This is a genomic window from Pantoea sp. LMR881 (assembly GCF_027157825.1).
In the GTDB taxonomy this organism is placed as follows: domain Bacteria; phylum Pseudomonadota; class Gammaproteobacteria; order Enterobacterales; family Enterobacteriaceae; genus Pantoea; species Pantoea haifensis.
Window position 1 is genome coordinate 1235489 of record NZ_JAPVOK010000002.1, and the last position, 15628, is coordinate 1251116.

The window sequence follows — 15628 nt, forward strand, 5'->3', positions numbered from 1 at the left end:
TTCCTCACAGGAACATTAAAAAATAGAGCAAAAAAATGTTAACGATTAACAGTAGCACACCGGTAGGTACCTGAGCTTTGATGACCGCGTTACGATCGGGCAGTTCAAGCAGCGCGGCAGGCACGATATTAAAATTCGCTGCCATCGGCGTCATCAGGGTGCCGCAATAGCCGGAGAACATACCGATTGCGGCCATCACAGCCGGATTGCCGCCGTGTTGCAGGATTAAAACGGGAATGCCTACCCCGGCGGTAACAATCGGAAACGCAGCGAAGGCGTTGCCCATGATCATAGTGAGTACGGCCATGCCAATGGCATAGACAGCCACGGCAATAAAGCGATTATCGACGGCCAGATAGGTTTCAGTTAAGTGGGAAATCGCCGTACCCACGCCAGCCGACGTGAACAGTAAACCGAGCGTGGCCAGGATCTGTGGCAGAATAAACGCCCAGCCAATAGCATCCAGCAGGCGACGCGTCTCCTGCATTGACTGTATCGGTTTTTCATGTGTCATTTTCAATGCCACCAGCCAGCCGACCAGACAGCCAACCATCATCGAAAACAGCGTTACCAGCGTGGAATGATTGCCCGGACCAAATACGCTTTCCTGCAAACCCGGAATGTGGTTGAACGCCAGCACGCCGACAACGGTGATAACCGGAATAGCTAATGCGGGCAGAAACAGCTTATTACGCAGCCGTACTGCACTCGCTTGTTTCTCTTCACTGCTGCGCTGGTGATAGCGTCCTAATTTAACGCCGCCTGAGCCTGCAATCAGCGCCATTATCACCACCACAACGCCCACAATAATATGCAGTGTGCGGCTGGCGCCTTCAGGCGAGTCGGTGAACTGCATCACTAAATTTGTCGTCCAGTCACCCACCAGAAAAACCAAACCGTACAGCGCCCAAAACAGCCCCGTCGTTACGCGACGCGGGTTCGCTTTGTCACGCCAGGAAAGCAGTGCAACCATCAACAAAATAATGCCTGCCAGCCACATCAGATAGTGTTGCTGAAACATTATTGCCCTCCTTTGGCTTTTAACGCCTGACCATTCAATTCCTGTAACTCACGCGCCAGCTTGCGATCCAGACGCACCAGACGCGCCGAGTGGATCAGAAAGGCCGCCACTGCGGTCGGGATGCCCCACAATGCAATATGCAGCGGCTCGGTATGAATATTGGCCGACTCCTGCATAAAATTGTGCATAAAAATAATCGCCCCGAAGGCAACGAAAATATCTTCACCAAAGAATAAACCGACATTATCTGTCGCTGCCGACATGGCGCGCAGACGATGGCGGACTTCAGTTGACACGTCACCATAACGGTTTTCCGTTGCACCTTCCGCCATCGGGGCCAGTAACGGTCGCACCATTTGTGGATGACCGCCAAGACTGGTTAAACCCAGCGCCGCAGTGAGCTCACGCACCAGCAAATAGACGACCAGCAAGCGACCCGCAGTCGCAGTTTTGATCTGTGCAATCCAGGCCTGAGCGCGCTCTTTCAAACCGTGACGCTCCAGCAGGCCGATAACCGCCAGGGGGAGCAACAGAATGAGCGGCAGATTACGGGTATTTAAAAATCCCGCCCCCAGTTTTTCCAGAATATCGCTAACGGGCATCATCGCCGCTAAACCTGTTACGAAACCCGCCACAATTACCACTAATACCGGGTTGAAGCGCAAGACAAAACCCACCACGATGGCAGCAATGCCGAGCAGCGGCCAGAGATTTACCACGCTGTCCATATTTTACCCTTATGAGCTAACAAGCCCGGTGCATTGCCGGGCTATTGAACAAAAACTTATACGCTGCTCACGGCAACCTGATGTTGTGCGAAAGCGTCACGAAGACGCTGCGCAAACTGCAACGCGTGTGCGCCATCGCCGTGCAGGCAGACAGTCTGCGCATTGACTGCGACCCAGTCGCCACTGATACTTTTTACTTTGCCCTGCTGCACCATCGTCAACGTCTGTTCAATCGCTAACGCCTCTTCCTCAATCAGCGCGCCGGGTTGTCCACGCGGAACCAGTGCGCCGCTCTTGAGGTAGCCACGATCGGCAAACACCTCTTCCCGGATACGTAAACCGTGATGCACAGCGGCACGAATCGATTCGCTATTGGCCAGGCCCACCAGAATCAGGTTGGCATCAACCGCCTTGATCGCCTGAGCAAGGGTATCCGCCAGTCCGGCATCCGCAGCGGCCTGGTTGTACAGCATTCCGTGCGGTTTAACGTGTACCAGCCGCTCGCCTTCACTTTCTGCAAGGCTTTTTAACGCACCAATTTGATAGATCATCTGCGCATAGAGCGTTTCTGGTGGAAGTTGCATGGCGGTGCGGCCAAAATTCTCCCGGTCGGGAAAGCTGGGATGCGCGCCAATCGCCACACCAAATTCTTTGGCCCAGCGCACCGACTGCAACATGGTTTGCGCATCGCCCGCGTGAAATCCGCAGGCGATATTGGCTGAGCTGACTAACTGCAGCAGTGCGCGATCGCTGTTGCTGCCTTCACCCAAATCGGCATTCAAATCAATTTTCATGAGAGAGTCCCCACACCATCTGGTTCAGCGCACGCTGCTGATGCTGACGCGCCTGCATCGCCTCCGGCAACGTGCAGTGAATAAAGTGAATCGGTTCGCCTAACCGAATTTGCGCCAGGTGATAGAGGTCGGCTTCGATAATGCAGGCAATACGCGGGTAACCGCCGGTGGTTTGGGCGTCAGCCATTAATACGATCGGCTGACCATTCGGCGGAACCTGAACCACGCCGGGCACCAAGCCGTGCGACAGCAGTTCGCGTGATGTGTCACGCTTCAACTGACGGCCTTCCAGCCGGTAACCCATGCGGTTGCTTTGCGGGCTAAGTTTCCATGCTGTGCGCCAGAATGCCTGCTGCGCTTCGCGGCTGAACTCGTGATATTCCGGGCCAGGTAAAGCACGGATGCGGTTGCCCCACAATAACTGGCGCACACCCACTTTTTTATCGAACTGCCGTGTTGGTTTGCCCAGCGGCACGCGATCGCCATCCTGCAGTTTGCGGCCCTGCCAGCCGCCAAAGGCCGCTTTGAGATCGGTACTGGTTGAATTGAGCACTTCCGGCAGATCAAAGCCGCCGTTGACCGCCAGATAACTGCGCATACCGCGCAACGGCATCGATAAAGACAATACCTGGCCTTTTTTCACTGGCGTGCGCCAACCGGTCCAGACGGCTTTACCGTCCAGCTCGGCGTTACATCCGGCACCTGTCAGTGCGAACCAGCCATCGCGCATAAATTCTGCTTTAAACTGACCGAGAACAATTTCCACCACCGCGCTGTCTGGCGCATTGCCAACCAGCAGATTAGCCGTGGTCATGGCGGGTTGATCCAGCACGCCGCTAACGCTAATTCCATACTGACGCCAGCCGTGACGACCGCTGTCCTGAATGCTAGAAGCCAGCCCGGCGCGAAGAATTCTTAACATACGCCCTCCTTTTGTGGCACAAAACGGACGATATCTCCGGGACGTAATAACGTGGGCGGTTGTTGCTGAGGATCGAATAGCGCAACATGTGTTTGACCAAGCAATTGCCAGCCGCCAGGCGTGGCGAGCGGATAAACGCCGGTCTGGCTGCCGCCAATGCCTACCGAGCCTGCCGGAACCAGCACGCGCGGTTCAGCCCGGCGTGGCGTATGCAGGCGCGGATCTAAACCACCCAGATAGGGGAAACCAGGCTGGAAACCGATAAAATAGACCACGTAGTCGCTGCTGCTGTGCAGTTCGACCACCTGCTGTGGCGTCATGGCGGCATGTTCCGCTACCACGCTGAGATCCGGCCCGGCCTCACCGCCGTAAATCACCGGAATTTCTATCTGACGCGATTCAGGTAACTGTGCTTCGCTCTCTTCCCACCAACGCTGTAATCGTTCAATAGCATCCAACGCCTTATGTTGTGGATCGCGCAGTAAGATGGTGATGTTGTTCATCCCCGGAATGACCTCAAGCACGTCATCATGCGCTTGCAGTCGCTGATTCAATCCCCAAATGCGTTGCTGACTCACTAATGATACTGGCGGCTCTAGCTCCAGCACCACGGCGCGCTCACCCAGCAAATAACAACGAGCTCGTTGCAACAGCCACCTCCAGTCATAAATAGCCTGCGTTAAAAACGCTCAGCCCAGACGTTTGCTGAGCTGAATAAAGCCAACAGTTATGCGAAAGTGACAGAGATGTGTCAACAGATTTAGGTCCTGTTGCAATTTACAGGACCTGGAAAGGGATTAAGCGGGGTTGGGAATATCAATGAAGGTGACGTCAAGGCCGTAGTGGTCTGCCAGCCATTCGCCTAATGCTTTGATGCCGCCGCGTTCGGTGGCGTGATGCCCCGCCGCAAAGAAATGCAGGCCTTGCTCGCGTGCGCTATGAATCGTTTGTTCGGAAACTTCGCCCGTTATGTAAGCGTCTACGCCAAACGCCGCAGCGTTGTCGATAAAGCCTTGCCCGCCGCCGCTGCACCAGGCAACACGACGGATCAACGCTGGCGCATTATCACCGCAGTGCAAAGGCTCACGCCCAAGTTTTTGCGCGATGCGTTGCGCAAACGCCTCGCCAGAAACAGGCGTCGTTAACTCGCCCCAACATACCAGCGGCATCACTTCGCCGCGCACGTCTATATCAAGTAATTTCGCTAACTGCGCGTTATTACCAAGTTGCGGATGCGCATCCAGCGGCAAATGCCAGCCGTATAAATTTATGTCATTAGCGAGCAAACTACGCAGGCGATTACGCTTCATGCCTTTAATGACGGGTGCTTCGTTCTTCCAGAAATAACCATGATGAACCAGCACCGCATCAGCATTACGCGCTACCGCTTCATCCAACAGCGCCTGGCTGGCCGTGACGCCCGTGATAAGCGTTTTGACCTCGGCGCGGCCTTCAACCTGCAACCCGTTTGGTGCGTAATCGCTAAAGCTGTGGGTATCCAACTGTTGGTTAACAATCTGCTCTAATTCGTAGTGATTCATTTCGGCTCCTTGACCGCCTCAGGCTGCATTTTTTGCCCGCTCGAAGGCGTTTAATGTCTTTTACGTGCTTCCTTATGTTCTACGATTGGCGTCGGATAATCGAGTGTCTTGTGGTGTTTCTTTGCCCACTCATGCGGTTTGTGAATATCGCTGTCGGGCACATCCTTGAGCTCCGGCAAATAGTGACGGATAAATGCCCCCTGCTTATCAAAACGTTCGCCCTGAGTAGTGGGATTGAAAATGCGAAAATAAGGCGCCGCATCGGTGCCGGTAGAAGCCGCCCATTGCCAGCCTCCGTTATTGGCGGCCAGGTCGCCATCGATCAGTTTTTGCATAAAATAGCGTTCGCCTTCATGCCAGTCGATCAACAGATCTTTCACCAAAAAACTCGCGGTGATCATGCGCAGGCGGTTGTGCATCCAGCCCAGCGTATTCATCTGGCGCATCGCGGCATCAACGATGGGGTAACCGGTTCTGCCCTCTTTCCAGGCCGAAAAATGCTCCTCGTTTTTCTGCCAGGCAACCCGATGCGTCCACTGAATGAAGGGCTGGTGTTTACACAGCTCTGGATAAGCCACCATAAGGTGACGATAAAACTCGCGCCAAATCAGTTCATTAAGCCATGTCAGGGCTCGATTATCGTTCAGTGCGTTCGGATGTTCAGCCAGAACGCGATGCAGACACTGGCGTGGCGATAACACACCGGTTGCCAGATAAACCGATAAACGGCTGGTGCCATCCAGCGCAGGCGCATCACGCTGTGTGGGGTAATCTAGCAGGGATTGCCGGGCAAAATGGCGTAACTGTTTGAGCGCAGCGGCTTCACCGACAGGAAAAAGTTCGCTATCAAACGCATCGCTGGGGTAATCAAACGGCGGGATTTCATGACGGATGTTTAAGGGTGCGCCTTCACGCGCTTTTGGTGCGGTGACACACTCCGGCAATCCCTGATGCAACCGACGGACAAAGGCTTTACTGAATGGCGTAAAAACTTTGTACATTTTGCGATCGCCGGTTTGAACGCTGCCAGGAGCCAGCAGTACGCTATCATCAAAGCCCTGGCAAATCACTCCAGCATGATCGAGACGTTTTTCAGCTTTAGCATCACGCTCGCGCTCGTTCAATTCATACTGATAGTTATAAAAGAGGTTATCAACGGCATGACGCTGGCAAAAGTCGACCAGATAATCAACGGAGGCAGCAAAATCGTCACACTGATGATAATGCAGCGTTATACCACGCTCGGCCAGCGCCGCTTGCAGCAGCAGCACGCTTTGGTAGATAAAAGCGGCTTGTTTGGGTGCCATATCATGTCGCTGCCACTGTTTCGGCGTGGCGATATAAAGAGCGATAACCTGGGCCTGACTGTCGCGGCAGGCAGCGTGTAGCGCCAGATTATCGTTAATACGTAAATCATTACGCAGCCAGATTAAATGGGTCGTCATAACGTCGGTCTACTGTCCATAGCGCAGGCGCAATGCTTCAGGGTAAGGATCAAAATAGCGTTGCTGCGCCAGCCACGGGTGCGGATATTCCGCCATGTAGTGTTTGATAATTGTGATGGGTGCCAGTAGCGGCTGCGTACCCTGACGGTAGCGATCAATCAACGCTGACAGTTCTTGCCGCTGCGGCGAACTCAGTTGACGCCGGAAGTAGCCCTGAGCATGCATCAATACATTGGTGTGATTACGACGCGAAGCCGGATGCGACATCAGCGCCATCAGTCTGTTGCGATATTCAAAAGCAAAGGCATCGAGAGAATCCCATTGATTCATTGATGCAACAAACGGCCCGAGTTCACGATATTTTTCCTGAGAATGCGCCAGTAACAGCAGTTTGTAGCGGGTGTGAAACGCAATCAGCCGGGCGGAAGTCAGCCCCTGTTTCCACATTTGGTTAAACTCATGCAGCGCACAGATGCGCCCGACAAAATTTTCACGCAGCACCGGATCGTGCAGGCGACCATCTTCTTCAAGCGGCAGCCACGGCATCTCTTTGCGGAGAAACGCCGTAAAAATACCGGTTCCGGCTTTGCGGTTGTTATTGGTGTCTGGCTCATAAACACGCACCCGTTCCATACCGCAACTGGGAGATTTAGCGCATAAAATGTAGCCACACAGGTGATGCAGTGATTTTACCCGCGCTGCTGACCAGTCACGCATCTCCTGCGTAACCTCTTCTCCGCCATCTTTACTGAAACAGAGATGCAGATCGTCATCATCCTGCTTAACCAAACGTAAGGCAGGACGCGGCGTCGGCAGACCAATAGCCATCTCGGGGCATACAGGTTCAAAGCGCACAAAGGGCGTGAGTTGTTCAGTGGCGAAGGTTAACCGCTTGTGGCCGCCGTCAAATCTGACGCTTTCGCCAAGCAAACACGCACTGATTCCGACTGGAATTTTCTCGCTCATACTTGTACAACCTCTGAAAACTTGTAGAGGTTTAAGTGTAGCTGAAAATAGCGCCAATGAAAGCGCCATAACGTAAAGTTAAAGGAATTCTGAATAACCTAACGGCTATAAAAAAGCCTGATAACGCGATCAGGCTTTTTTACTCAACCAACCTATTACCAGAAATCACTGCCTGCCGCTTCTGCCTGTGCCAGCCACACCGGTTTGGCGCTGGTTTTACACCACATACGATGCAGATAACTGTAAAACCGCGCACGATCCTGACGAAACAGCATGACGGGTAACGCCAGCACGCCCAGTACAATAACCAGGGTACGACGCAAAATAATTCTATGAAGTGGATAATTTGTGTACATCCTTAACCTCCTTCCGCTACGCCAACAAGGGATGAATGTGATCTGTGTCTAATATTACGCCTGGTTGTGCATTTTTACACCTCATCAGACCACTTATTTTTACCCAGTTACTTATTTATACGTTCAGGCAGGTAAGAGATTAAAACAGCGTTACAGAAGGGTTTAAAGTGGGTTGCGAAAACAGGCAAATAACGTCAGTAAAACGCGGAATCGGTGGGGCTGGCTGGCGTTTAATACCATAAAAAAGGCGCCAGCGGCGCCTTTTTCCTTATGCCTTTATCAGGCGTTTTTCAGCACTTCGCTGACAATTTCTACCGCTTCTTTTTCAATCTGCGCGCGATGCTCTGCGCCGAGGAAGCTTTCACAATAGATTTTGTAAGCGTCTTCTGTGCCAGACGGTCGTGCTGCAAACCAGCCGTTTTCCGTCATGACTTTCAAGCCACCGATGGAAGCACCGTTACCTGGCGCAGTTGTCAGGCGCGCAGTAATCGGATCGCCCGCCAGCGTATCCGCACTGACCATTTCTGGAGAAAGCTTCGACAACGCCGCTTTCTGTGCGGAAGTTGCTGACGCCTGTAAACGGTTATAGCTTGGCGCACCAAAACGCTCAGCCAGTTCATCATAATGCTGCTGCGGGTTTTTCCCGGTTACGGCAGTAATTTCAGCCGCCAGCAAGCACAGGATGATACCATCTTTGTCCGTTGACCATGGTGTGCCATCGAAACGCAGGAACGATGCACCTGCGCTCTCTTCACCACCAAAGCCAAAGCTGCCATCATGCAGGCCATCAACGAACCACTTGAAGCCCACGGGCACTTCAATCAGTTTGCGCCCAATGTCGTTAACAACGCGGTCGATCATCGCACTGGAAACCAGCGTTTTACCTACCGCAACGTCTTTGCCCCATTGAGGACGGTTCTGGAACAAATAGTTGATGGCTACCGCCAGGTAGTGATTCGGGTTCATCAAACCTGAGGGCGTGACGATACCGTGACGGTCATAATCTGGATCGTTACCAAAGGCCAAATCGAATTTGTCGCGGTAAGCCAGCAGGCCCGCCATTGCGCACTCAGATGAGCAGTCCATGCGCACCACACCGTCTTTATCGAGATGCATAAAGCGGAAGGTTTGATCGATAGCATCATTAACGATGGTGAGATCGAGCTTATAGTGCTTGGCAATACGTTGCCAGTACGCCATGCCCGAACCGCCAAGCGGATCGACACCGATTTTCAGGCCTGCTTTTTGAATCGCCTCAAAGTCGATGACCTGCGCCAGACCTTCAACATAAGGTTGGATCAGATCTTGCTCGACAATGTGACCGCTTGCCCAGGCTTCATTCAGGCTCAGACGCTTAACGTCTTTTAAGCCCTCTTTGATCAACTGGTTAGCGCGATCCTCTACCACTTTAGTGACATTGGTATCAGCCGGTCCACCATTTGGCGGATTGTATTTGATGCCGCCATCTTCCGGCGGGTTGTGCGATGGCGTAATGACGATGCCATCCGCCAGCGCGCCGCCCTGCTTGTTGTACTCAAGGATGGCGTTAGAAATAGCAGGCGTGGGCGTATAGCCATTCTCCTGCTGCACGATGACGTCAACGCCATTCGCGGCCAGCACTTCCAGCACCGACAGAATAGCCGGTTCAGACAGGGCGTGTGTGTCTTTACCCACATAACATGGGCCAGTAATACCGTTCTTTTTACGCTCTTCAGCTATCGCTTGCGCAATCGCCAGAATATGCATTTCGTTGAAGCTTTGACGTCCTGCGCTACCACGATGGCCTGATGTGCCAAATTTCACCGCATGTTCCGGGTTCGCCACATCGGGCTGCAGGACATAATACTGTGAGGTTAATTGTGCAACGTTAATCAAATCGCTCTGCTGGGCAGGTTGCCCGGCACGGGGGTGATTGGCCATTGGCGCTTCTCCCTGACGCTTCAGTTTAAATGGTGCCGCAAACTTTCTCTGTCAGTTCCTGGGGAACTGCATCGACAACATGATGTGTTCAACCATGCTGCATTTGCGACCGGTATTGGTATTAGTAATCACCCAGTACGGTGTGCCGGGCACATGCTTCGGCTTAGTATGGGTGCCATTTTGCAACAGCGTATGCTCATCACCTGCAAAATAAACGCGGGTGCGCCCTTGTAACGAGGCAGTTGCTTCCGCAAACGCTGTAGTATCAAGACGATAGAGCGTTGACAAAATGAGCATAAAACGATTGACCGCCCGCTTCTGCTCCGCGTATTCATCGGAAAGCAGGAGCTCGCGTACCGCACGCACGCGATCCTGAGGACGCGACTCGGCACGCAGCACCGGTTGTGCCTCTTTGGTATCAGCACTGGCGGCGTTTTGAGCAACGGTGGGCGCAGGTTGAGATTGACCGGCGGTAAATTTCAGCATGCGACGCAGAATATCCGATGCGCTTTCGCCAATATGCTGCGTATGGCTGGCAATATAACGGTAGAGCTCTTCGTCAACTTCGATCGTTTTCATCTTATTCCGTACGGTTTTTTCTCATGACAGAACCATTTCATTCCTCAAAAGCCCATAGCAAATTTTAGCTTTTAAGAATGTGAGCGGGTTCTAACACGAGGATTATAAAGTTAAATTCGGGCGGGCTGTTAGTATTCAAACGGTTTATGGGCAAAAGTCAGAATATGTCCTAATGCCGCTGGAACCGGCGCGCCTGAAAAGGTGAATCCATGATAACCTAAGCTTAGGTCTCAAACTTAAGAACTTTGCCATGATTTTGAACGCCCGTCTGCAAACTGAACAATCACCCGCTGATTCTTTACCCATCCTGCTCATTCACGGCCTTTTTGGCAGCCTCGATAACCTTGGCGTGCTGGCGCGGGAATTGAAAGATGCTCGCCCTTTGATCCAGGTTGATGTCCGTAATCATGGATTATCGCCGCGTGCCGACGAGATGAGCTACGCTGTGATGGCACAGGATATGTTTGATACCCTGGATGCGCACGGAATTGAGCGGGTTTCAGTGATTGGGCACTCAATGGGCGGCAAAATAGCCATGACCATGAGCGCCCTGGCGCCAGAACGCCTTGAACAGCTGGTGATGATTGACATAGCGCCGGTCGATTATCAAACCCGCCGCCATGACGACATTTTTGCTGCGATCAATGCCGTCAGCGAATCTGGTGTGCAGCGTCGTAGTGATGCGGCACAGGTCATGCGCAGCGTGATTGCTGAAGAAGGGGTGATTCAGTTCATCCTTAAATCCTTCCATGAAGGGGAATGGCGGTTTAATGTGCCGGTGTTATGGGATAATTACGCGGCCATTTCGGGCTGGCAAGAGGTGCCTGCGTGGCCGCACCCTGCTCTGTTTATTCGTGGCGGTGACTCAGCTTATCTGGATAATCGTTATCGGGACGCCTTGTTGAAACAGTTTCCGGCCGCCCATGCTCACGTTATCAGCGGTGCAGGACACTGGGTGCATGCTGAAAAACCTGAAGCCGTGTTACGTAGCGTGCGGCGTTTTTTTGCGCTTTAAAAGCAAATACCTGGCAGCAAAGGTTTAGGATTGGCGTCCGCGGTTAGCGTGGAGTATGATGGCGCGCTAAAATTTTGCCGTCGGTTATTTTTACTGCGGCAAGGGCCAATAATTAATAATCTGCGCAGCGTAAATTTCGCTCGCGCCTATTCAGTTTCACAAAGCCATGGCAAAAGAACACACTGACCGCACTACGCTTGATCTGTTTGCCGACGAGCGTCGCCCTGGTCGCCCTAAAACCAGTCCGCTTTCGCGTGATGAACAACTGCGTATCAACAAGCGCAACCAACTGAAACGTGACAAAGGGCGCGGGTTACGCCGTGTCGAACTTAAAATGAACAGCGAAGCCGTCGAAGCCCTTAATACCCTGGCGGAACAGCGCAATCTCAGCCGCAGCGAATTAATTGAACAAATGCTGCTGGCACAACTCAAACTGGACTGACGCGCGCAAAACGCACGCAAAAACAAATGTCGCGGCTTTACAAGTTCCGCGCTTTTGTCACGTCTGCTATTATTCGCAGAAATGTGCTTTTTGGCACACATCTCATCATCAGGATTTAAGAGGTTATTTTACCCATGGCAATCGTAGGCATCTTCTTTGGCAGCGATACCGGCAACACCGAAAACATTGCAAAAATGATCCAGAAACAACTGGGTAAAGACGTTGCGGAAGTCCATGACATCGCGAAAAGTACCAAAGAAGATCTGGAAGCGTTTGACATCCTGCTGCTGGGCATCCCAACCTGGTATTATGGCGAAGCGCAGTGCGACTGGGATGATTTTTTCCCGACGCTGGAAGAGATCGACTTCAACGGCAAACTGGTCGCCCTGTTCGGCTGTGGCGATCAGGAAGATTATGCAGAGTACTTCTGTGATGCGATGGGCACCATCCGCGATATCATCGAGCCAAACGGCGCAGTGATTGTCGGTCACTGGCCAACTGAAGGCTATCATTTCGAAGCTTCTAAAGGCCTGGCAGACGATAAACATTTTCTCGGTCTGGCCATTGACGAAGATCGTCAGCCTGAACTGACAAATGAACGTGTCGAGACATGGGTTAAGCAGATTTTTGATGAGCTGCAGCTCAAAGAGATTATCGAAGCATAACCTTTTCAGACTCAATGTGGGCGCTGGCTCACATTGAGTCAATGGAATTTCCTATAGAAATAATAGCCACATTTTTTTAACTTTCTTTGTTTAATCTGTAGAATACCCCCATCGGTCATCCGCTTATTTCTCTGGACCAGAGATGAGGTAGAGCGAAATGTTAACTGATTCCTGCAGAAATCCCCTTCCGCTGTAAATACCTTACAGACTGTGGCGATTTTCGGCGCGTCCCTCGGTTTTCATTTCGGTGCTTCAGTTCTATAATGAGACGCAAATGAGAATGAGTGTAGATCGACATTCAAGGCCAAGCGCCACAAAAGTGATTAAAGTAACAGGACAAAATCCGCATGACTGACAACAATACCGCATTAAAGAAGGCTGGCCTGAAAGTCACGCTGCCCAGACTGAAAATTCTGGAAGTGCTTCAGGAACCTGAATGCCATCACGTCAGCGCGGAAGACTTATATAAACGCCTGATCGATATGGGCGAAGAGATTGGTTTGGCAACCGTATATCGCGTGCTTAACCAGTTTGATGATGCAGGAATTGTGACCCGTCACAACTTTGAAGGCGGTAAATCTGTCTTTGAGTTAACGCAACAGCATCATCACGATCACCTGATCTGCCTGGATTGCGGTAAAGTGATTGAATTCAGTGACGAATCAATCGAAACACGCCAACATGAAATCGCAACACGTCATGGCATTAAACTCTCTAACCACAGCCTGTATCTGTATGGACACTGCTCGCTGGGTGACTGCCGCGAAGACGAATCGCTGCACGACAAATAATTCGCTTTGCACAGAGATGAAAAAGCCGGTGAGATACCGGCTTTTTTTCTGCCTGAAATCAGGCTACCAGCGTTTCCTGTAAGTAGCGCCAGCGAGGAATGGAAGTGCTGCAATCAAGAATAGCCAGTGAAATGCGGCTTTGATTATGACCGTTCATTATCTGCAACCCCCGATATTGTATCGTGATTTCATCCGGACGTTGTGAAAGGATAATATGTTCACTGGTGGCGATACGCATCCCTTCACGTTGCCCCTGCAACTGACGGAACAGCTCTTCGACGTCATTCAGGTTGAGCTGTTTCCCTTGCGGCGTCACCATACTGAAGTCAGGATGAAAGTGCGAGAGCAGGAGATGAAAGCTATCATCTGCCGCGCCAGACTGGTTAAAAATACGTTCAATTAGCTGATGTAACACGACGACACTGTGTTTAGCTTCCTGGGCGAGAACGGTCATTTTTTTCCTTATAACCCCGTTTAGCAACGCTTAAGTGCGCATAGCCTACCTGAAAAAAGACAATTAACATCTTGTAATTGATTAATTTTATTAAACTCAGATTCATCCCATTTTTTTCCGTGAACGCTTTTTGAACATATCAGCACAAACATTTGTATTGGAATAAATCGCAGCCATAAAAAGGGCGATTGCTCGCCCTTTTGTCTTTTTATCATGCCTGGGATAAAAATCTTTAATCGCCGATTTTAGCCCAGGTATCACGTAATCCTACCGTGCGGTTGAACACCAACTGTGACGGTGTTGAATAAACGCTGTCTGCGCAGAAATAGCCTTCACGCTCAAACTGATAAGGTGAAGAGGCTTCAGCATGACCCAGCCCCGGCTCAACAAATCCCTGCTTAATTTCCAGGGAGTTTGGATTAATCGCCGAGAGGAAATCTTCCGCTGCGCCCGGATTCGGCACGCTAAACAGGCGATCGTAAAGACGGAACTCTGCTGGCAGTGCATGTTCAGCTGAAACCCAGTGAATGACGCCTTTGACTTTGCGACCATCTGCCGGATCTTTGCTTAACGTATCAACGTCGCATACGCAGTAGATGCAGGTAATATTGCCGTCGTTATCTTTTGCTACGCGCTCAGCACGGATCACATAAGCGTTACGCAGTCGCACTTCTTTACCCAGCACCAGGCGTTTGTACTGCTTGTTGGCTTCTTCCCGGAAGTCAGCGCGGTCGATCCAGATTTCACGGCTAAACGGAACCTCACGCGTGCCCATTTCCGGTTTGTTCGGATGGTTAGGCATACTGATGATTTCAGTGTGGCCTGCGGGTAAGTTCTCGATAACGATTTTTAACGGATCCAGCACAGCCATTGCACGCGGTGCGTTTTCGTTGAGGTCATCACGAATGCAGGATTCCAGTGAAGCCATCTCAACAATGTTGTCTTGTTTGGTGACACCGATACGGCGGCAGAACTCACGAATCGACGATGCGGTATAACCACGACGACGTAAGCCAGAAACGGTCAGCATGCGCGGATCGTCCCAGCTTTCAACATGCTTTTCACTCACCAGCTGCGTCAGCTTACGTTTCGACATCACTGCATATTCAAGATTCAGGCGAGAAAATTCGTACTGACGAGGATGAACCGGAATGGTGATGTTATCTAACACCCAGTCATACAGGCGACGGTTGTCCTGAAACTCCAGCGTACAGAGCGAATGCGTAATGCCTTCCAGCGCATCAGAGATGCAGTGGGTAAAGTCATACATCGGATAGATGCACCACTTGTTACCCGTCTGATGGTGTTCAGCAAATTTGATACGGTATAACACCGGATCGCGCATCACGATAAAGTTAGATGCCATATCGATTTTGGCGCGCAGGCAGGCTTTACCCTCTTCGAACTCGCCCTTGCGCATTTTTTTCAAACAGCGCGAGATTCTCTTCAACGCTGCGATCGCGATAGGGACTGTTTTTGCCCGGTGCCGTCAGGGTGCCACGATATTCGCGAATCTGTTCAGGCGTGAGTTCATCAACGTAGGCCAAACCTTTGTTGATGAGTTCAACCGCGTAGTTGTAAAGCTGATCGAAATAGTCTGAGGAATAACAGACGTTGCCACTCCACTCAAAACCCAGCCATTGCACATCACGCTTAATCGACTCAACGAATTCCACGTCCTCTTTAACCGGATTGGTATCGTCAAAACGCAGATTACATTGCCCTTGATAATCCTGAGCGATGCCAAAATTCAGGCAGATCGATTTCGCATGACCAATATGCAGGTAACCATTTGGCTCTGGCGGAAAACGGGTATGCACGCTGCTGTGCTTACCGCTCGCCAAATCTTCGTCAATGATTTGACGAATAAAGTTAGTTGGGCGGGCTTCAGCCTCACTCATCACAAAATCCTCAATACGAATAGCGGGTGATTTGTACCACGAAGTAACGGAGTATGATCCACAAAGCGCCGAAGGGAAACAACCGTTT

The 15628-nt window shown here is 51.5% G+C and carries 14 protein-coding genes and 3 pseudogenes; 4 read left to right on the forward strand and 13 right to left on the reverse strand.

Annotation, left to right across the window (positions count from 1 at the left end):
- Window positions 1-4 precede the first annotated feature (4 nt).
- The 11 genes and pseudogenes from O3W44_RS07635 to seqA all read right to left on the reverse strand — a co-directional run bounded on the left by O3W44_RS07635 (window position 5) and on the right by seqA (window position 10272).
- On the reverse strand, window positions 5-1024 hold the full coding sequence (locus tag O3W44_RS07635; protein WP_269294391.1) for a DUF979 domain-containing protein: 1020 nt from the start codon (window positions 1022-1024) through the stop codon (window positions 5-7).
- Window positions 1021-1749, reverse strand: coding sequence for a DUF969 domain-containing protein (locus tag O3W44_RS07640; RefSeq protein WP_269292600.1), 729 nt, complete (start codon window positions 1747-1749; stop codon window positions 1021-1023). The genes O3W44_RS07635 and O3W44_RS07640 overlap by 4 nt, the downstream gene beginning before the upstream one ends.
- Window positions 1750-1805: 56 nt before the next feature.
- A complete protein-coding gene (gene pxpA, locus O3W44_RS07645; protein WP_269292601.1) occupies window positions 1806-2543 on the reverse strand; it encodes a 5-oxoprolinase subunit PxpA in 738 nt (245 codons plus the stop codon).
- Entirely contained in the window at window positions 2533-3465 is a 933-nt protein-coding gene (pxpC, locus tag O3W44_RS07650; RefSeq protein ID WP_269292602.1) for a 5-oxoprolinase subunit PxpC, read from the reverse strand. The genes pxpA and pxpC overlap by 11 nt, the downstream gene beginning before the upstream one ends.
- A complete protein-coding gene (gene pxpB, locus O3W44_RS07655) occupies window positions 3459-4115 on the reverse strand; it encodes a 5-oxoprolinase subunit PxpB (protein ID WP_269292603.1) in 657 nt (218 codons plus the stop codon). The genes pxpC and pxpB overlap by 7 nt, the downstream gene beginning before the upstream one ends.
- Before the next feature lie 147 nt (window positions 4116-4262).
- Window positions 4263-5006 carry a type 2 GTP cyclohydrolase I gene (locus tag O3W44_RS07660; protein ID WP_269292604.1) on the reverse strand — a complete coding sequence of 248 codons (744 nt, stop codon included), beginning with the start codon at window positions 5004-5006 and terminating at the stop codon, window positions 4263-4265.
- A gap of 18 nt (window positions 5007-5024) precedes the next feature.
- Window positions 5025-6451, reverse strand: a pseudogene (gene phrB / locus O3W44_RS07665) (deoxyribodipyrimidine photo-lyase).
- 9 nt (window positions 6452-6460) lie between these two features.
- Entirely contained in the window at window positions 6461-7417 is a 957-nt protein-coding gene (locus O3W44_RS07670; RefSeq protein WP_269292605.1) for a YbgA family protein, read from the reverse strand.
- A gap of 155 nt (window positions 7418-7572) precedes the next feature.
- Entirely contained in the window at window positions 7573-7773 is a 201-nt protein-coding gene (locus O3W44_RS07675) for a YbfA family protein (RefSeq protein ID WP_269292607.1), read from the reverse strand.
- 279 nt (window positions 7774-8052) lie between these two features.
- Window positions 8053-9693, reverse strand: a complete 1641-nt coding sequence (gene pgm / locus O3W44_RS07680; protein WP_269292608.1) for a phosphoglucomutase (alpha-D-glucose-1,6-bisphosphate-dependent) — start codon at window positions 9691-9693, stop codon at window positions 8053-8055.
- A 25-nt stretch (window positions 9694-9718) separates the two neighbouring features.
- A pseudogene (gene seqA / locus O3W44_RS07685) lies at window positions 9719-10272 on the reverse strand (replication initiation negative regulator SeqA).
- Between the two features lie 250 nt (window positions 10273-10522).
- Between seqA and ybfF the strand changes: the two are divergent.
- The 4 genes from ybfF (at window position 10523) to fur (ending at window position 13185) form a co-directional block, all read left to right on the forward strand.
- Window positions 10523-11287 carry an esterase gene (ybfF, locus tag O3W44_RS07690; protein WP_269292609.1) on the forward strand — a complete coding sequence of 255 codons (765 nt, stop codon included), beginning with the start codon at window positions 10523-10525 and terminating at the stop codon, window positions 11285-11287.
- A 166-nt stretch (window positions 11288-11453) separates the two neighbouring features.
- Window positions 11454-11729, forward strand: coding sequence for a LexA regulated protein (gene ybfE / locus O3W44_RS07695; RefSeq protein ID WP_069728027.1), 276 nt, complete (start codon window positions 11454-11456; stop codon window positions 11727-11729).
- A gap of 134 nt (window positions 11730-11863) precedes the next feature.
- The gene (fldA, locus tag O3W44_RS07700; protein ID WP_269292610.1) at window positions 11864-12394 is read left to right on the forward strand and encodes a flavodoxin FldA; all 531 of its coding nucleotides are present in this window, start codon (window positions 11864-11866) and stop codon (window positions 12392-12394) included.
- 347 nt (window positions 12395-12741) lie between these two features.
- The gene (gene fur / locus O3W44_RS07705; protein WP_269292611.1) at window positions 12742-13185 is read left to right on the forward strand and encodes a ferric iron uptake transcriptional regulator; all 444 of its coding nucleotides are present in this window, start codon (window positions 12742-12744) and stop codon (window positions 13183-13185) included.
- A 58-nt stretch (window positions 13186-13243) separates the two neighbouring features.
- Here fur and O3W44_RS07710 read toward each other — a convergent pair whose 3' ends face one another.
- The gene (locus O3W44_RS07710; RefSeq protein WP_269292612.1) at window positions 13244-13639 is read right to left on the reverse strand and encodes a hypothetical protein; all 396 of its coding nucleotides are present in this window, start codon (window positions 13637-13639) and stop codon (window positions 13244-13246) included.
- 232 nt (window positions 13640-13871) lie between these two features.
- Window positions 13872-15540 (reverse strand): annotated as a pseudogene (glnS, locus tag O3W44_RS07715) (glutamine--tRNA ligase).
- Between the last annotated feature and the right edge of the window lie 88 nt (window positions 15541-15628).